The sequence below is a fragment of the Haloarcula terrestris genome (assembly GCF_031624315.1).
In the GTDB taxonomy this organism is placed as follows: domain Archaea; phylum Halobacteriota; class Halobacteria; order Halobacteriales; family Haloarculaceae; genus Haloarcula; species Haloarcula terrestris.
Window position 1 is genome coordinate 389,002 of the sequence record NZ_JAMQOM010000001.1, and the last position, 16,616, is coordinate 405,617.

At 62.8% G+C, this 16,616-nt stretch carries 21 protein-coding genes; 9 read left to right on the plus strand and 12 right to left on the minus strand.

Annotated elements, in window-relative coordinates:
• Nucleotides 1-26: 26 nt before the first annotated feature.
• The 4 genes from NDI54_RS02155 to NDI54_RS02170 all read right to left on the minus strand — a co-directional run bounded on the left by NDI54_RS02155 (nucleotide 27) and on the right by NDI54_RS02170 (nucleotide 3,455).
• Nucleotides 27-530: a hypothetical protein gene (locus NDI54_RS02155; RefSeq protein WP_310894838.1), complete on the minus strand. Its 504-nt coding sequence runs from the start codon at nucleotides 528-530 to the stop codon at nucleotides 27-29.
• Nucleotide 531: 1 nt separating this feature from the next.
• A complete protein-coding gene (locus NDI54_RS02160; RefSeq protein ID WP_310894839.1) occupies nucleotides 532-1,173 on the minus strand; it encodes a hypothetical protein in 642 nt (213 codons plus the stop codon).
• 410 nt (nucleotides 1,174-1,583) lie between these two features.
• Nucleotides 1,584-2,075 (minus strand): hypothetical protein, encoded by a 492-nt coding sequence (locus tag NDI54_RS02165; RefSeq protein ID WP_310894840.1) that lies wholly within the window; start codon nucleotides 2,073-2,075, stop codon nucleotides 1,584-1,586.
• Nucleotides 2,076-2,177: 102 nt separating this feature from the next.
• On the minus strand, nucleotides 2,178-3,455 hold the full coding sequence (locus NDI54_RS02170) for a phage integrase SAM-like domain-containing protein (protein WP_310894841.1): 1,278 nt from the start codon (nucleotides 3,453-3,455) through the stop codon (nucleotides 2,178-2,180).
• Between the two features lie 209 nt (nucleotides 3,456-3,664).
• Here NDI54_RS02170 and NDI54_RS02175 point away from each other — a divergent pair, with 209 nt between their 5' ends.
• From NDI54_RS02175 to NDI54_RS02190, 4 genes are all read left to right on the plus strand, one after another.
• Complete coding sequence (locus tag NDI54_RS02175; RefSeq protein WP_137683421.1) at nucleotides 3,665-4,168, plus strand: ACT domain-containing protein; 504 nt, start codon at nucleotides 3,665-3,667, stop codon at nucleotides 4,166-4,168.
• A 39-nt stretch (nucleotides 4,169-4,207) separates the two neighbouring features.
• Nucleotides 4,208-4,561, plus strand: coding sequence for a DUF4260 domain-containing protein (locus NDI54_RS02180; protein WP_310894842.1), 354 nt, complete (start codon nucleotides 4,208-4,210; stop codon nucleotides 4,559-4,561).
• Between the two features lie 2 nt (nucleotides 4,562-4,563).
• Entirely contained in the window at nucleotides 4,564-4,899 is a 336-nt protein-coding gene (locus NDI54_RS02185) for a 2Fe-2S iron-sulfur cluster-binding protein (RefSeq protein ID WP_310894843.1), read from the plus strand.
• A 66-nt stretch (nucleotides 4,900-4,965) separates the two neighbouring features.
• Nucleotides 4,966-5,568 carry an IMPACT family protein gene (locus NDI54_RS02190; RefSeq protein WP_310894844.1) on the plus strand — a complete coding sequence of 201 codons (603 nt, stop codon included), beginning with the start codon at nucleotides 4,966-4,968 and terminating at the stop codon, nucleotides 5,566-5,568.
• Nucleotides 5,569-5,574: 6 nt separating this feature from the next.
• Here NDI54_RS02190 and ygfZ read toward each other — a convergent pair whose 3' ends face one another.
• Nucleotides 5,575-6,660: a CAF17-like 4Fe-4S cluster assembly/insertion protein YgfZ gene (gene ygfZ / locus NDI54_RS02195; protein WP_310894845.1), complete on the minus strand. Its 1,086-nt coding sequence runs from the start codon at nucleotides 6,658-6,660 to the stop codon at nucleotides 5,575-5,577.
• A 38-nt stretch (nucleotides 6,661-6,698) separates the two neighbouring features.
• A complete protein-coding gene (locus tag NDI54_RS02200; protein WP_310894846.1) occupies nucleotides 6,699-7,940 on the minus strand; it encodes an Ig-like domain-containing protein in 1,242 nt (413 codons plus the stop codon).
• Between the two features lie 100 nt (nucleotides 7,941-8,040).
• On the opposite strand from NDI54_RS02200, the gene NDI54_RS02205 reads away from it, so the two are divergent.
• A complete protein-coding gene (locus tag NDI54_RS02205; protein ID WP_310894847.1) occupies nucleotides 8,041-8,676 on the plus strand; it encodes an IS6 family transposase in 636 nt (211 codons plus the stop codon).
• A 19-nt stretch (nucleotides 8,677-8,695) separates the two neighbouring features.
• On the opposite strand, the gene NDI54_RS02210 is transcribed toward NDI54_RS02205, so the two are convergent.
• Together NDI54_RS02210 and mutL are read right to left on the minus strand one after the other, a co-directional pair.
• Complete coding sequence (locus NDI54_RS02210) at nucleotides 8,696-9,640, minus strand: sugar kinase (protein ID WP_310894848.1); 945 nt, start codon at nucleotides 9,638-9,640, stop codon at nucleotides 8,696-8,698.
• Between the two features lie 82 nt (nucleotides 9,641-9,722).
• On the minus strand, nucleotides 9,723-11,876 hold the full coding sequence (gene mutL / locus NDI54_RS02215) for a DNA mismatch repair endonuclease MutL (protein ID WP_310894849.1): 2,154 nt from the start codon (nucleotides 11,874-11,876) through the stop codon (nucleotides 9,723-9,725).
• 136 nt (nucleotides 11,877-12,012) lie between these two features.
• Between mutL and NDI54_RS02220 the strand changes: the two genes are divergently transcribed.
• Both NDI54_RS02220 and NDI54_RS02225 read left to right on the plus strand, forming a co-directional pair.
• Nucleotides 12,013-12,156, plus strand: coding sequence for a hypothetical protein (locus tag NDI54_RS02220; protein ID WP_310894850.1), 144 nt, complete (start codon nucleotides 12,013-12,015; stop codon nucleotides 12,154-12,156).
• A 121-nt stretch (nucleotides 12,157-12,277) separates the two neighbouring features.
• The gene (locus NDI54_RS02225) at nucleotides 12,278-13,534 is read left to right on the plus strand and encodes an HAD family hydrolase (protein ID WP_310894851.1); all 1,257 of its coding nucleotides are present in this window, start codon (nucleotides 12,278-12,280) and stop codon (nucleotides 13,532-13,534) included.
• A gap of 9 nt (nucleotides 13,535-13,543) precedes the next feature.
• On the opposite strand, the gene NDI54_RS02230 is transcribed toward NDI54_RS02225, so the two are convergent.
• Nucleotides 13,544-14,401, minus strand: coding sequence for a hypothetical protein (locus NDI54_RS02230; RefSeq protein WP_310894852.1), 858 nt, complete (start codon nucleotides 14,399-14,401; stop codon nucleotides 13,544-13,546).
• A 214-nt stretch (nucleotides 14,402-14,615) separates the two neighbouring features.
• On the opposite strand from NDI54_RS02230, the gene NDI54_RS02235 reads away from it, so the two are divergent.
• Complete coding sequence (locus tag NDI54_RS02235) at nucleotides 14,616-15,122, plus strand: hypothetical protein (RefSeq protein WP_310894853.1); 507 nt, start codon at nucleotides 14,616-14,618, stop codon at nucleotides 15,120-15,122.
• Nucleotides 15,123-15,186: 64 nt separating this feature from the next.
• Nucleotides 15,187-15,387 carry a hypothetical protein gene (locus tag NDI54_RS02240; protein ID WP_310894854.1) on the plus strand — a complete coding sequence of 67 codons (201 nt, stop codon included), beginning with the start codon at nucleotides 15,187-15,189 and terminating at the stop codon, nucleotides 15,385-15,387.
• A gap of 14 nt (nucleotides 15,388-15,401) precedes the next feature.
• Here the strand turns inward: NDI54_RS02240 and NDI54_RS02245 are convergent, their stop codons facing one another.
• From NDI54_RS02245 to NDI54_RS02255, 3 genes are all read right to left on the minus strand, one after another.
• Nucleotides 15,402-15,851 carry a molybdopterin-binding protein gene (locus NDI54_RS02245; protein WP_310894855.1) on the minus strand — a complete coding sequence of 150 codons (450 nt, stop codon included), beginning with the start codon at nucleotides 15,849-15,851 and terminating at the stop codon, nucleotides 15,402-15,404.
• A 63-nt stretch (nucleotides 15,852-15,914) separates the two neighbouring features.
• Nucleotides 15,915-16,226 carry a DUF7521 family protein gene (locus tag NDI54_RS02250; RefSeq protein ID WP_310894856.1) on the minus strand — a complete coding sequence of 104 codons (312 nt, stop codon included), beginning with the start codon at nucleotides 16,224-16,226 and terminating at the stop codon, nucleotides 15,915-15,917.
• Between the two features lies 1 nt (nucleotide 16,227).
• Nucleotides 16,228-16,599 (minus strand): ArsR/SmtB family transcription factor, encoded by a 372-nt coding sequence (locus NDI54_RS02255; protein WP_394347813.1) that lies wholly within the window; start codon nucleotides 16,597-16,599, stop codon nucleotides 16,228-16,230.
• Between the last annotated feature and the right edge of the window lie 17 nt (nucleotides 16,600-16,616).

Sequence of the window (16,616 nt, forward strand, 5' to 3'; positions counted from 1 at the left end):
TTACGGTACTCCAGTGAGGGGGTGGCTTAGAACGGCCCCGGTCCGGGGAGGATGTCAGAGCCGAATCCACCATCATCCTCGTAGAACCGTCCTCCACACTTCGTACAGATGATGACGGTTGTACCGTCCCCGTGTTGTCCACCGATAGGGCCGAGTTTGCCCCCTTTCTTCTGTTGGACTGTCTGTGTTTCCTTGTGCTTCGGGTCACAGTCGCATAGGTCGTGCTCGCTCTCGACCTCTGTATACTGCGACTTGTCAATTGGCTCATCAACAGGCCCGTCATCACCTGCTGGAGTTCCGTATGCCGGAGTCGTATCGCGGTCGGAAACCGGTTCTGATGGTCCGGAAACCTTTGTGAGTTCAGGGTCGGTAAACTCCTCGTCTACTTGCTGCTGCGACCATCCATGAGCGTTCAGAAGGTGTGAGCGAATTGCATGCTCACTGCCTTCCTCTGCACAGACGGGACACTCAGTCCTGTCTCCGAAACCGTCACCGGTATCCTCTGGGTTTCGTTCTCCGAATCCAGTCATCTTACTCGTCGTCCTCCTCGTCTCTTTCGTAGAGTCGCACCGCCTTCGGCGTCAACCGGTAGCGATAGGCTTGGTTGATGAATACGATCTCGCCGTAGTCGTCGCGGGTTTCGAGGTCGTCCTCCTCCTGTATCGCCTCGACTGCGTCGTTCAACTTCTCCAGCGGATCCCCGATGCGCAGTTGTTCTTCGACCGCAGCTGGTTTGTAGTCGAAGGCAGAGGCGACAGTGTTGCGAATGGTTGGCCCTGCTCCGTCGGCCACGGCGGGAGTATCGTCGCCCTCTATCGGGTCGTCGTCGTGCATGTGGTCTATGAGGGCTTCGATAGCCTCAGTAGCCGTTTCTTCGACTTCGCCCATGATGAAAGCGTCTTCGTCTCGCCAGTCGGCGATTACGAAGGTGTCCGGGCCGGGCCGTCGGAACTCCTCGACCATGTCGATGTCTACCAGATGCTTTAGCGACGTTTTCGGTTTATGATCAAGGTCCAGGTGTAGTTCATCTTCGACGTTTGCCCGCTTGATCCCGTCGTGTGCCGGGCCTACGTCGTAATCCCACATCCCGTGAGAGATTTCAACCTGTTCGTCCGTACTGTGAGCGTTGCTTTTCTCGTCTCGAATCTCGTCTTCAGCGTGTTCTTTCGCCATTTTTCATGGTGGCTGCGTTGAAATCAACAGGGCACAACGTTAAACACGCATGGACGACAACTACCAGTTGCGCAGTTGCCCTATTGCGTCACCCACGCAGTGGGGTAGACTGCTGGCGTGTGCGCCCGAAGGTTGATGGCCCGTGGGCACACACCAACGATTCGCTTCTGGGCGCCCAGTCGTGCGTAAAGCACAACTTGGCAGTTGGTAAGTCGTTCCTGAGCCTTTTAACACTTTCGTGGGTTATGGACATTCGTCGTGCTACTATACAAGGCAAGACATATTTTTCACTCTATTCCGCCCTGGATTATTAGGAAGTCCTTAATCTAACCGATTCGGACTGGCACCAATTTGGACGACTGTACAATTTCGGCGTTAATGAGTACGTAATTCAGAGCGATAACTGGGTATCATAATGGTCGTCCTTCGAGTCGGAGTGTCCCGGACGACGTATTCCCGCCCGTTCCCATCTCTCCGAACTGCGTGTTGTCGAGAATGACAGCGTATTCCGGACTGGTTACGTCTGTCGATGCTGCACCTATCCCCTCTATCTGATCTGAAAAATCAAAGTTGGGATCATCCCGCTCCTCGAAATCTTCCATCTCGTCGCCGTCGATGATGTAGAAGTCAACCCCGTTGCCTCCTGTGATGTTGAAGTCGTATGTCAATCGGATGTTGATTGACGACGAGAACCCCTGTGATGTCCATTCTCCGGGTTCAAGGCTGAATCGTCCGCCCGCTACGAATCGGCCCCCTTGTGTCTGAAAGTCCCACGACTCCCATGCGTCATCACCCGCATTTTCAAACGTGTAGTCTGACGAGCCACCGAGTGCCGAACACCCGGCAATTGCCGATACTGACGCCACAGACGCTGAACTGCGGAGAAACGTCCGTCTGTCCATACGTAATTGGTAACCAACTGAACACAAAAAGCCTGCCCTCGTAACCGGCACATTCGTGTTGGTGAGCCACCTAACGGCGTCTCCTACGAAACGGCGAACGGTTCAACCTGACAGCCAGTCGTCGGCTACCCGGTTCATCCGCCGGTACTCGTCAGCCCTATCGTACACGTCTCTCAGTGTGTCGGGCGACGTTCCGACGATGTTGGCGACTGTCGAGTGGCTGTGATCGTCCAACAGACTGGTGATTGCTCCGTGACGGACTTGGTGCGGGCTTCGAGTCTCGTTGCAGTGCTTATACACCTTCGAGGGGTAGGGGTTGCGTCCGTGTTCGGCCCGGTACTCACGACACCCGTCACACTGACACTCGTCTCCGTACGTCGTCGGGCAAGTGAGCCAGTGTGCCCGTTCCCTGACGGTTCGGCCCGACAGACGGGCGTTGTGTTCCCCAGTGAGTAGGCCATACAGCCCGTACTCGTCCGGTTCGTCGTGTTCCTTCCGGGAGTCCGTGGCTCCGTGCTCGCTCCCGTTCTCGACGTAGTGACGGAACACTTCGGCATGCTCCGGTTGCAGGGGAACAAGACGGCCCGCCAGTTCCTCCCGCTTGTTCTTGAGGGGCAGTCCCTTGTCGTCTTCGCCCCCCAGTTCGGGCCGATCCTTGAGCCGAAGGTGGGGCTGAAACCCTTGTTCCTCCGGCCAGTCGTCGGGCTTGGACAGTCTCAAGTCGTCCCGATCCAGTGCCCGAATCGCAGACACCCGGAACCCGTACCTGAACAGAAGCAACCAGAGGACATGCGCACGACCCCCGAAGTGGTTGGCACGAACCCACTTCGTGATTTGCTCCCCGCGTTCGGGCGGTAGCGGATTCGAGCGGATCTTTTCGTCGTCGTCTACCTCCGGTTTCACGGCGTCCCACGTCTCGTCGTCGGGCACGTCGGACGGATCGATCCAGCCCCTCGACTGTGCGTGTCGAACGACTGTCTTGATCCGTGACAGGTGCATGCTACGACTGAGTTTCGTCTTGTCGTACTCGTCGTGAGCCACGATCCAGTCGTCATGCCGTCCGGGAAAACTCGCCGTGAGATCCGTGAGATAGATGTGTCCCTGCTCATCCATCCACTCACAGAACTGTCGCCAAGCACTCTCGTACGGTTGCAGTGCCGAGTGTGCTTTTTCGTCGGCCTTCCAGTGTTCCTTGAACTGCTTGAACACCCACTTGGGCCGTTGATCCTCGATGTCGTCGGCCCCGTCGTCGTGTTGCAGTTTCTCTGCTACTGCTTCCGCTATCGCGTCAACGTCGGCGTTCGTTGATTCGCTGGCGATTCCTCCAGTCCTATCGGTTTGACGTTCCACTCTGTGTTCGGTTGTGTCGGTATCAGACATGCGACGTAACACCGCACCGAACCGACGGACAGCGCGGTGGTGAATAACTGAAAGGCATATTTCTTCCCTTCAGTATGCACATGTGCATATTTCCACTCATAGCACTTGAAACCTTGGATTTATCGGGTTTCTGATGCCGGTGTTCTTGCCCCCACTTAAGGGTTTTAGAAACCCCAAGACGGAAGCAGTCCGCCTGCAATGACTTCCGCATGTTCGACGAGATCATGCAGAAGTTCGAGGACTCTCCCGGCCAGCAGGATGTCATCCGCCTGCTGCTGGAACGGGGGTTCTCGGTCAACGAGGACGGCCGTGTCGTCTCGGGTGGCATCGAAATCCCGAACACGGGCATCGCCCGCGAGGCCGGCGTCGACCGCCGCGTGGTTAACGCCACGACGGACGCGATTCTCGACGACGACGATCTGCGGCGCATCTTCCGCAACATCTCCTCCGTACCGAGCCTGCTCGACCTCGCGCCGGTACTCGATCTGCACGCAGTCACAGTCACCGTTCGGGCCGCCGACGAATCCGGCATCGTCTCGACGGTCACCTCGGCCATCGCCGACCGAGACATCTCTATCCGGCAGGTTCTGAGCGAGGACCCCGAGTTCACCGACGAACCGAAACTGTACGTCATCACCGACGAGGAACTCCCCGGCGACCTCATCAACGAAATCCGCCGGCTGGCGTTCGTCCGGACTATCGAACTGGCGTAGCGCCGGCCGATTTTTGACGGGTCCCGCCCACAATCCGGTATGAATCCGCGAACGCTTGTCCGCCTCGAAGGAGCACTCGTCGGTGCTGGGGCGACCGCGCTGTACGTCCTGCAGGGGCGGTCCCTGCTCCTCTTTCTCGCCCTGATTCTGGCCCCCGATATTTCGATGGCTGGCTATCTCCACAGCACGCGCGTCGGTGCGGCCAGCTACAACGTGGTCCACACGTACCTGGCTCCGGGACTGCTGGCCGTCATCGGCGTCGTCGCTGCGATGGAGATCGCCGTCGGTGCGGCGCTCGTCTGGACCGCCCACATCGGGGCGGACCGGCTGTTCGGCTTCGGGCTGAAATACGCTGACCGGGAGTTCGGCGACACGCACATTCAACAACTCTGACGATGCCAGCAACACTCACCGTCGAGACGCCCGCCGGCGAAATCCACGAACTCACTGCAGAGGTCGGTGCCGTCCTCCGAGATGTCCTCCTCGATGCCGGCCTCTCGCCGCATGGCCGGTACGCGAAACGGGTCAACTGCGGCGGCCGCGGCATCTGTGCCACCTGTGGCGTCCGGCTCGCCGACGCGCCCGACCCCGATCACTGGCACGACGACCTCGCCGACCGATTCGGCTACCCGCGTCTCTCCTGTCAGCTCCGCGTTCGAGACGGTATGGCCGTCAAACTGCTTGACAAGCGGGTCTGGGGATCACGGCAGTCCGGCGACGGCACGGACTGACTCGACTTGTGGCCGCGGAAAGCGCGAACGACAAGCGCTATTCCGCCACCGGGTGTATCCCGATTTGTGACGGACAGCTACCGGACCGTGCCGGGCCGCGGCGAGGCGCGCTTCGAGGTACGGGGCTCAGAGTTCATCGGCCGCGTCGCGCCCGCAACGACCGTCGAAGCCGCCGAAGCGTTCGTCGACGCCGTCGGCGAGGAGTACGCCGACGCGACCCACAACGTCCCCGCCTATCGCGTCCGAGCGGATCCGTTTCGGGAGTATGCCAGCGACGACGGCGAGCCAAGCGGCAGTGCCGGCGACCCCGCACTGAACGTCCTCCAGCAGCGCGAGATCGAGAACGTCGTCGCCGTCGTTACGCGCTACTACGGCGGGACGAACCTCGGTGTCGGTGGCCTAGCCAGTGCCTACTCCAAGGCGGTGAAGGAGGGTGTCGACGACGCCGGTGTGGTCGAGGAGGTGCCCCACGAGCAGTTCACCGTAACCGTCGCCTACAACGACTCCGGCAGCGTTCGAAGCCTGCTTGAATCAGCAAGCGTCGAGTTTGATGCTGACTACGAGGCCGAAGTCGTCTTCGACGTTCGGGTGCCTACCGTCGAGGGCAGCGAACTGCGGGACCGGATCCGGAGCGCGACCAGCGGGCGGGCAGCTATCGAGCTGGAGTGAGAATCGTTACTCGTAGCTCGGCAGCCGCGCCGACTGCGCCGATCCGTCGATGAAGGGCAGGTCGACCTGCTGTGCGCTGACCGGGTCGCCGTCGACGCGAATCGTCAGAGCGTCTTCGGGCCGTTCCCAACTGAGATTCGCAAGGGCAATCGGGGCTTCCCGCATCGGACTCCGGCCGGCGCGGGTCACGTCGCCGACGTGCTCGTCGCCGGCGAACACCGCGGCACCGGGGTCGGGACACGCCTCGACGGCGAGGCCGACCAGCCGCTGGGTCGGATGGCCGCGGTTCTCGATTCGGGAGACGACCTCCTGGCCGACGTAACACCCCTTCTCGAAGTCCAGGGCGTTGCGCAGGCCCAGGTCGTTCGGGAGCGCGCCTTCGATCTCCGTGTCAAACAGCGGCGTCCCCGCTTCCAGCGTGAGCGTCTCCCAGGTCTGGTAACCGAAGGGGACGGCATTGAGCCCGCGGTTGACGAGCGTGTCGAAGACCGGCTCGGCGTCGTCGGCGCTACAGACCACGTCGTAGCTCTCCTCGCCGGCGAGGTTGTCCGTCCGGATGACCGAGACGCCGGCGTCGCCGAGCTCGCCCCGCTCGAACGTCAGCGGCGCTGGCGGGGTCCCGGTCTGGTGAAGCACGCTGGCGATTTTCTCGGTCGCCTTGGGTCCGTGGACGCCGAAGATAGCGAACTCATCCGTTGCGACATCGAACTCGACATCCTGAATGAACGTCTTGTCCGCCCAGTCGGCCGCGAGGTCCTCGGCCTTCTGTGGCGGCGTGAACACGAGTAGTCGCTCACCGGCGTTGTAGACGTACATGTCCGTGTCCACGCGACCGTCCGGATCGAGTAAGAGCGCGTAACAGCCCGCGCCGTCCTCGTCGGGCACGCGGTTCGAAACGGCGTTGTCGACGTAGTCGACGCGGTCCTCGCCGGTGACGACGATCACGCCGTAGCCGTACTCCATCGCTCCGACAACGTTCCGAACCGCACGGTGGGTCCGCTCCGGTCGCCCGTAGTTGTCGACGACGCGCCGACCGCCGACCTCCCTGAACGTCGCTCCGTGGGCCTCGTGGACGGACTCAAGAACAGTCATTGCACGGTCATGCGGCCCTCGCGGGGAAAAGCGTCCCGTTAGCGTCGTCGGCGTGCGAGGACAGCCACCGCGAGCAGTGCGGCCATCGTCAGGGCGACAGTGAAGCCCGGGCCGCTACCGTCAGTGGTCTCGGTCGCCGTCGCCGTCTGTTCCGGCGTCGTAGCCGCTCCCCCTGTCGTCGTCTCCTCGCCCGGTCTGAAGACGGTGACGTTCGTCGTCGTCGTGAGGTCCCCGGACGACGCAGCGAAGGTGACGTTGCCGGCCGTCGGGACCGTCGCGGTTATTTCGCCGTCCGCGTCGGTCTGTCCGACCTCGGTCCCGTTCCGGGTCACTGTCGCGTTCGCCACCGGGTTGTCGTACTCGTCGACCACTGTTAGCCGGACGTTTGCGTCCACGATGACCTGTCTGTTATCGGGCGTGAGCACAATCTCGGGCGTCCGCTGGATCGTGACGTTGATCGACTTCGCGCTCTCGCGAATCCTCACTTGTTGTTCGACCGTCTCGTATCCTTCCTTGGTCACGATCACGTCGTAGCGGTCGTTGACCGGGACGCTGACCGAGGCCGTCCCGTCGGCGAGTGTCGGGACGGTCCCGCCGGACCGGTCGTCGGATTCGACGCGGACGGTGGCGTCCCGAATCGGTCGCGGCTCATCGAAGTGGTCGTCAGCGACGGTGGCTTCCAGCAGGACCGACCCTTCCCGTATCTCGACTGTCGCGGTCGTCTCGTCGGAGACAGCAACAGTGGAGAGGTTGCGGTAGAACCCCGGCTTCGTGACGATAACGCTGTACTCCCCTTCCTCGATGCGCTGTGTCGTAATGGCCCCGTCGTCCCCGGTGTTCCGGTCGACCACGTAGTTCCCGTCGCGGTACAGGCGGACGCGGGCGTCCGTCGCGGGTTCACCGTTCGTGTTCACAGCGTTGACCGTCGCCGTCGCCGACTCCGAGACTGCGACTTCGATGGGCTCCGACTCGGCGTCCTCAACGACATACGGGACGTTTCGGACGTACTCGTCGTCGTCTATCTGGAGGGAAACGTTTGCGCCCCCCGGCACGTCGACGAGCGCTTGACCATTCGCCCGTGTCGTCTCGTTGGCCGGTCCGCCCGCACCGTCGTCCCACGTCGCTGTGATATCGATACCACTGAGCGGGTCGCCGTCCTGATCGACGACAGTGACTGTGAGTGTGACCTGAGACTGTGCAGCGACTGTGCCTGCCAGCACTCCTGCCCCCACGAGTAGTACGAATAAACCGGCAATCAACGTGGTTCGGTCAGTAAACATACCTGACTAGTAAAAGAGAGAGCATAAATCAGTACTGGCGGTATGGTCCATCGTGTTTAGTTAAGCGTGAAAAGTGAGGCGGACGGATTTCTTGGTGCCTATGCCAGAAATCAGCCGCCTCAGCGGAGATAGAGACTGGATTGATTTGGATTTTGTGGAGCGCGAGCGGACACCCGAGTCCGCGATGGCACTGGGTATTCAATCGCACGTTGCGGGATTGTCACTGTCGAATACCGTCGAATTACTCGAAGATTTGGGTGTCCAACGCAGTCGCAAAGCCGTCCACGATTGGGTGCAGAAAGCCGATCTACAGCCAGAATCTGGGAAATCTCCGAATCAAATTGCGCTCGACGAAACAGTGATTCGGATCAACGATCAGCAATTCTGGCTGTACGCCGCCGCCGATCCGCAATCAAACGAACTGCTTCACGTCCGGCTATTTGCGACGACTACGACCACCCTCACAGAAATTTTCCTGCGCGAACTTCGGCAAAAACACGATGTCAAAACTGCCGTCTTTCTCGTCGATGGCGCTCAACACCTCCAAACCGCACTTCAACGAGCCGGACTCCGATTTCGGATGTGTCACCACGGAAATCGGAACGCTATTGAACGGATTTTTCGAGAGCTGAAGCGTCGAACCTCGTCGTTTTCAAACTGCTTCAGCCACGTAGACCCGGAAACCGCCGAAAACTGGTTGCAGAGCTTCGCTCGATGGCTCAACGCTACTAACTAAACACTACCGTATGGTCCGCCTACGGCCGTCTAGACTGCTGTTTACTGACAAGGCGCGACACTTCGGACGGTTCGAGCGGCGTCAGCGGCCCCGACATCGTCCGGGAGAGCGCCGCCGCCGCGACACCATGGAGCAGTGCCTCGTCCGTGTCCGCGCCGGCGGCCAGTTGCTGGAGCGTCGCTCCGACGAAGGCCTCGTGTTGCCCTGACTCGTCACCGCCTGTCGTCTCGATGGCGTCCTGTTCGTGGACGACGCCGTCGTGATAGGCCACGGCTCCGTACTCGCTCCGTGTGAGAATCACGCGGGTGAGGTCGTACTCTGTCGCCAGCGCGTGAACGAGTTCCCGCGGACTCCCAGTAGTGTCAAACACTGTGGACGCCTGCTCTTCGGCGGCAAAGAGGGTATCGACGGCTGGAAGGAGACCGTCGAGTGCATCGCGCGCATCGTCGGCGTCCCACAGCCCCGGGTGGAAATCGAGGTCGAACGCCCGCATCCCCGCGGCCGCTCTGAGCAACGCGCCCGTCGTGTCCGCGACGGTATCGGACAGCGAAAGGGTCGCCCCCGAGGTGAACACCACGTCCGCGTTCTGGATCTCACCCATTGGAAGTTCACCGGGTGTCAGCGTCGCCATAGCGGTGTTACCGCGGTCCTGCAGCAGCCGTTCGGCCCGGGGCGGATCGGCGTCCTCGTGGAAGGTGAGCCCCTGCCGGCCGGCCGCTGGGTCGGCCCAGACGACCTCTGTCTCAAGTCCGCACTCCTGTAGTTCTGCGACGACGCGCCGTCCCAGCGGCGTATCCGGGACTTTCGAGAGCCACTTGGCGTCGGCCCCGAGCCGGCCGGCCGTCGCTGCGACGCTGCTTGCAGTCCCGTCGACGCGGATCGAGGCCTCGCGGGCCGTCTCGAACCGTTGTCCGTCCGGGGGTGCAAATCTGAGGGCGGTCTCGCCGAACGTTACGAGTGACATACCGCGTGCATCGGGAGACGTAGGTTTAGTTTAATCGGCTGTATCGGCTGCTGTGTCGGGGACGGCTGCCCCTCCCCTCGTGCTACCGCCGCCGGCCACCGTGGCCGGGGTAGTCCCGCTCGAACCGATCTTCGAGTTCCTGCCGGTCGATGTGGATGATCGTCGGTCGCCCGTGGGGACACGCGTAGGGGTTCTCACAGTCGTCCAGCGCGGCGAGTAGCTCCCGGACGGAGCCCTCTGTCAGCGACGTGTTCCCGGTCACGGAGGGGTAACACGCCAGGTCGCCGAGCAGTTCGTCGGCCGCCGCTTCGACGGTCGCCGCCGCCTCGTCGTCGCCAGCGACGAACGCCCCCAGCACGTCCCTGACAATGTCCGGGCCGGCCGCGTCAGCGATGACGCCGGGGAGCGTTCGGACCTCGACGGTTCGCTCGCCCGTCCGCGCTGTGTGAAAGCCCAGGCTCGCCAGCGCGTCGCTGCGCCGGTCGAACACCTCGGCTTCGCGGGCGGTCAGCTCCAGTTCGACGGGGTCGGCCAGCGCCTGCGTCGTGGTTTCGCCCTCGAACTTGGCCTTGAGCCGCTCGTAGTTGACCCGCTCGTCCGCGGCGTGCTGGTCGACCAGTACGAGGCCGTCGTCCGTCTCAGCGACGACGTAGGTATCGGCTAACTGCCCGAGAATCCGCATCGAGGGCAGCGACTCGTGGCTTGTCTGCGGTGCGTCGCCGAGGCGTGCCTGCTCCTGCGCGCCGGTGAATTTCCGGTCCCCGCTCTGTGCGGCTGGCCGTCCCGGTGTGGGCGCCGCGGACGGTCTACTGTCGCTATCTCCACTCGAAACGCTACCCTCTGTTCGGCTCGCTCCGGATTCGCCCGACGCATCGCCCGTCGTCTCGGTTGCGGAGGACCGTTTCGTGTCGGCTGAACTGGACGACGAGGCCGTCTCGGACGGCTGGCGATCGGCTGTCCCGGTCTGCGTGGTGTCTGTTGTATCTCCGGGTTCAGTGTCCGACGCTGTCGTTGCCGTATCGTCACCGCTCTCGGTCGCTGTGGCGTCCGTGTGCTCTGTCGGTACCGCTTCGTCCACGGAATTCCGGTCCTGCGAACCAACACCTCCAGAGACGCTATCGCCGTTCTCTGATGACTCCGGCGCAATCGCCGTCTGCTCGGGCGCTGATCGCCCGCGTGGTGCCGTGGAGCGCAGTAGTCCCTCTCGCAACAGCGCGTCCTCGACGGCGGTCCGGACCTGCTCGCGAACGCCCTCGTCGTCCGCGAAGCGGACCTCCATTTTCCGGGGGTGAACGTTCACATCCACGTCGCCTGCGGGCACGTCCAGAAAGAGGACGGCGAAGGGGTAGCGGTCCGGTGCGATCTGTGTCCCGTAGGCGTCGACGACGGCGTCGCGAACGGTGCCGGCTCTCACATAGCGGCCGTTGACGTACGTCGAGAGGTACTCGCGGCCGGCGCGGTTGGTCTCGGGATGGGAGACGAGGCCGTGGACGCCGTCGAGCGGGCCGTCGGGGAAACTGCCGGGGTCGTCGCCATCCGCGTTCGCTCCCGAGCCGGCACCAACCGGGATCATCGACTCGGCGACCTCCCGTCCGTAGACGGACATTACGGTCTCGCGCAGGTCGCCCTGTCCCGTCGTCGAGAACGTCTCGCGGTCGCCGTGGGTCAGCGACACGGCCACGTCCGGGTTCGCCAGCGCGTAACTGGCGACGACGGTGTTGACGTGGGCGAACTCCGTCGACTCCTGTTTGAGGTACTTCCGGCGGGCCGGGACGTTATAGAAGAGGTCTTCGACCGCTATCGTCGTCCCCTCCGGACAGCCGGCGGGGCCGACCGACGTGACTTCGCCGCCTTCGAGCACCAGTTCGGTTCCCACGTCGCCGCCCCGGGGCCTGGTTTGGATAGTCAGCCGCGACACCGCCCCGATTGCGTGCAGGGCCTCGCCGCGGAACCCGAGCGTGCCGACGCCGCCCTCCAGGTCCGCGATGTCGTGGATTTTCGAGGTCGTGTGTTTCTCGACGGCTGTCTCGACGGCCTCGCGGTCCATCCCGACGCCGTCGTCCGTGACGCGGATTCCGTCTGTTCCCCCGGCCTCGACGACGACTTCGACCCGGGTCGCGTCGGCGTCGATGGCGTTCTCGACCAGTTCCTTGACGACGGAGGCCGGCCGCTCGACCACCTCGCCGGCCGCAATGCGTTCGACGGTCCGGTCGTCGAGTCGCTGGATGTCGGTCATGCGTGCCTCCGCATATATGGTTGCTACCCGCTAACGGACGAAGCGACTTGATACTGTCTGCCCTCGCCGCGCCTATCAGCTTAATCATGGAAATAGTTAACATAGAACAGTCCTGACCCCCGCATGGTGACGACCCATGTGCCACCACAGAGAACGCTCCTGGACAGAAGCGACCGCGGACGACGAGGCAACTGACGAGGACGAGGCGGAACTGCCGTCCTTCCTCAACGAGGAGGCGACCGAAACCGAGGTGCTGACCGACGGCGGCGACAAGGCGTAGCAGCGACACACTCCACGGCAGAGGTGCTGGCAAACCTGCCGTTTTTTCGCGGACGCGAGTACCGCAAACCCGATAGGTAAAGTACGCTCGCCGTCACACGCCAGTATCCTGTGGATTTCGCATGGAACAATACGACCAACTCTACCGGCTCTACAAGAGCGTAGACACGACGACGCTGCGAGGATATCAGGAGTTCGTCGACCTGTTTCCCCCGCTTAGCTCGACTGTCGCGCTGGAACAGTGGGAGACCGCCAGCGACCGCCTCGATGAACTCAAAGCAGACATCACCGACGAGTTTCCCGGGACCGGCGAGACCTACGCGGAGATCGCAGCCCGGCTGACCCGCGACGAGGCCTTCACCGCGCTCGATCTCTACTCGAAGTACGGCCGGTCGGTGAACGTCCTCGTGCTGGATGTCGACGAGACGCTCCGGTCGGCCGGCGACACCGACAACGAAATCCCGCGCGATACGCTGTATCTCCTGACACAGTTCCACGAGGCGGGTGTCCCCATCGTCGTCTGTACCGGCCAGACCTTAGAGAATGTCAAGGGGTTCATGATTCAGGGGCTGGGCAACGACCTCGTTTCCTCCGGACAGATGAGTATCGTCTACGAGTCCGGCAACGGCGTGTTCACGCCCAAGCACGGGGAGGACACCAAGCGACTCCTCTACGAACGCCTCGACGACGCGGTCGTGGACGTGTTCGAGACCGTCCGCCGGCGAGTCCTCTCGGAGGCCCCCGACGCCGTCGGCAAGCGCTGTCACCTCCAGGGCAACGAGTTCAACGTCACACTGAAACCCAACGCCGAGGTCGGCAGCGACAACGCCGTCGAAATCATCGACGAGTCGCTGCGGTACCTCTGTGGCCTCGTCGGGGACGCCATCGCCGCGCAGGTCGACGCCGACGTGGACGACCCCGCAGGCTACGCACGGGCCTACTTCAGCCGCGACCCCGAAATCCTGGACGTGCTTGAGGCCGGCGGCCTCTCGACCGACGCCGACATCGACGACGCGCCCGATGCGTTTCGTGACATCCTCGAACGCGTCGACCTGGGCTACTACGAGGGCGATGCGGCCGAACTCGTGAGCCTCGAACTGGACAAGTCCGCCGGCGTCGAGGAGGCCTTCGACGTGCTGGGTATCGATGACCCGTTTGCGCTCGTGATGGGCGACAGCAAGAGCGACCTGCGGGTGATGCGATGGATCGACGACACCGACGCCGGCATCGCCGCCGCGCCCGCACACTCCTCACCGGACGTACTCGACCACGTCAGCGCCAAGGACGACCTGGTGTACGAGGCCGGCGACGCCAGCACGGTCCTCCGGACCATCTACGGGCTCCGTCTCATCGAACAGTTGGACGAGCAGAGCGGCTAGGACGCGGTTTTACCGATTGACTTCGGTTCCGTCGCTACGGTGCTGCTCGGGCCATTCGCCAGCTGACGGCGATTCGGGGTCGATGTCAGCGACGAATCGCATCGTCGTGATGTTGAGGGTTAGCCCCAGAAATCCCCCAACCAAGATTCCGAAGGGGATGCCGATAACTGGAATGTTGACGACGACGGCGGTCGCCACCGCCGAAACGAGCAAAACGAGCGCCAGGTAGCCGATTGTGTAGGAAAGGTACGCCCCACCGTTGACAGCCAGTTTGTACGACCGCCTGGCCGCTGCCACCACCCCAGTCCGGCGCAGGACAATCAGATACGGCGTCGCCCAGAACAGATACCCCGCGGCGATGAACGCTGGAATCAAAAGGAGCACAGCGCCGACCATCGCGCCCCCGCCACCGAGGCTCCCGAAGCCAAACAGTCCCAGTGCCAGTGGGACGAGAACAACATACGGGAGAGCAGTTATCACCAGAAACGGGACAAAATATGTTAGCACGCTCATCGCGAAGCCCTCGTGGCGACCGAGGAGGTCTGCGGCGATTGTTCCGAAGTACCCCGCACTCAGCCCGGCACGTAGCAATATCGCTCCCGGGATGACCAGCGACGCGAACGGGGCCGACAGGGGGAGGCCAGGGTTTGCCGTGACACCGTTACCGGGCAGACTCACGAACTGCCAGATGGTCACAACGGACGCGGGGACGCCGAACTTGATGCCGATGTGCGCCCCGTCGTAGGTGAGTATTTGCCGGATACTATCCGTCTGCATGACCGCGAGCAGTATCGGGACCAAGATCAGCGAGATGTGATCGCTCGCTCTCTGCCAGCCATCAGCAATTCGGGCAGTGAACGTCGGCATCAATCGCGTTCCCCCGCCAGAGTCGGGTATTCAGTTGACACTGATCGCGATACACATAGTGCCACAGATTCGAGCCGTCGCTGTGCAACGGTCGTACGGTTGGTGGAGGGCATCGACTGGGATATCCGCACACGATATGTTATGCGTTCTGGTGGGACCGGGCTGGCATCTCGCGTCACCCAACCATTAGGCGTCTCCCAGCCGAACAACCACTATGAGTCTCGATAACGTGTTTGGGCAGGTGCCGGACCCGGAGTCGTACGCCTTCCCGGACTACTCGCTCCCGCAGGGCGACCCCGTCAAGCCCATCGCGCTGACCGACGGCGAACTGACGGCGCTGCTCGACCTGTACGACGCGTTCAGCGCCGTGGACCCGACGGGGATGGACTCGAACCCGTTCCTGCGGGCGACAAGCGAGTTCCTCCAGCAGACCCTCGGTGCGCCGCTATCCCGCCCCGACGAGGAACTGAACGACGACATCGCCGCGCTGCTCAACGACTTCTCGGACGATTTGGGCGGGCGGTCGATGGGTGTCGTCGACGCCACGCCAGCCCACCACCGGACGCTGTACTTCTTCCTGACCAGCTGCAAGGCGTATCACATGGCTCCGCACCTGCAGTTCGACCCCGACCCGGCCGCCGTCGAGACGCTGTATGCGGTGTACGAACGCGTCACCGAGCAGGCGTTCTATCTCAAGCGGCCGAAAAGCGTTCTTGAGTGAGTCCCAGCACACGCCCGCATGACGCTCCGGACCGTTTATCGGGCAGCGAAATAAACTGCCGCCAATGACAGCCGACCAGCCCGAGATACCGGTCGTTTGCGAGGAGTGTGGGACGCGAACGTCGGTCGCGTTCGAAAATGTCGAGGACGCCGTCGCGCGCCACAACGAGCAGATCCACGACGGCGACCCGGTCGCGGAGGTCGATCCCGACGTACTGGAGGAACTGACCGACCGACTGGCGAAGGACATCGGCCTGCTGGAATAGTCAGTCGACCGGCGTCAGTCGTCCAGCGGCAGCCGCTCGTAGGCCTCGCGGTCAGCGCCGGCGGCCAGCGCCTGCGGCCGCAGCCAGCAGACGTGCTTGACCGTCCGCGGGCCGAGAACGTGCGGCGAGACGAACCGCGGTCGCTCCGGCGCGGTTCCGGGGCCGTCGCCCAGCGCGAGAACAGCGCCGGTGAGGTCGGCGAGCGGGATACACGCCAGGTCCCCGTTGGCCGATTCGAACTGGATGTGCGTCGTGTCGCCGGGCATCGCCGCCGCCTCCAGCAGGTCGAACACGGCGACACCGGTGTACTCGCGTTCGATCCGGTCGCCCGAGGCACATTCGAAGGCAATCGGTCCGGAAACGACATCGAACGGCAGCGCCGCAGGGTCGACATCCCAGGGGAGCACTAGTGGGTCAGCCCCGTCGATACGGACCGTCGGGCGACTCTCCGGCGTCTGTGCCATACGTGTCGTTCCTGCTGGAGGGCCTTCAGCGGTTCGGGAAGACTGGGGAACGCCGCCCCGCCGTCACTCTCTGGAGTGAAGCGAGTAGGCGATAAAGAGGACGCCGACGAACTGGAACGCGCGAGTGACGAGTGTCAGCGGTTGCTGGAACTGGCTGGCGAGCAAGCCCTGTCGGAGGAGGACCGAGCCGGCGAACGCGACGACGAAGGCCACCGCCGTGAGACAGAACAGTCCGACGGAGAGGTACTGCATCGCGCGGCTGTCGTGCCGGCGATACCCCCGGTAGGCCTGGTAGCCGACGTACCCACCCAGTACTGTCGAGCCAAACGCCAGCGCGGTGATGAGCCAGTTCATGAGCGGTTCGATAGCGACCATCTCAGAGGTTCTCCCACATTTTTGTGAATCTATCCGCGGTGTCCTGTTCGTCCTGTCCCGGGAACGCCGGCGGTTCGGTTCGCTCGATAGCGGTCTCGAAATCGCCGTCAGCAAGCGCCAGCGAGAACTCAGAGAGCGTGGCAGCGAACACGCTGTAGTCGTTGCCGCCCGTCTCGATCTGGGTCTGTTCCTCGATGAGGCCGTACTCCTGGAGCCACTCGACCCGTCTGTACACGGTCGGTTGTGACATCTCACACTGGTCGGCGAGCTGTTTCGCGGACATGGGTTTGACACTCGTTGCTGCGAGGATGTCCCGGGCGTACTCGTCACTGAGCAGGTCGAGGATGTCGCCCACGGCCGGGTCCTCACTCACGTACCGGACCAACGACC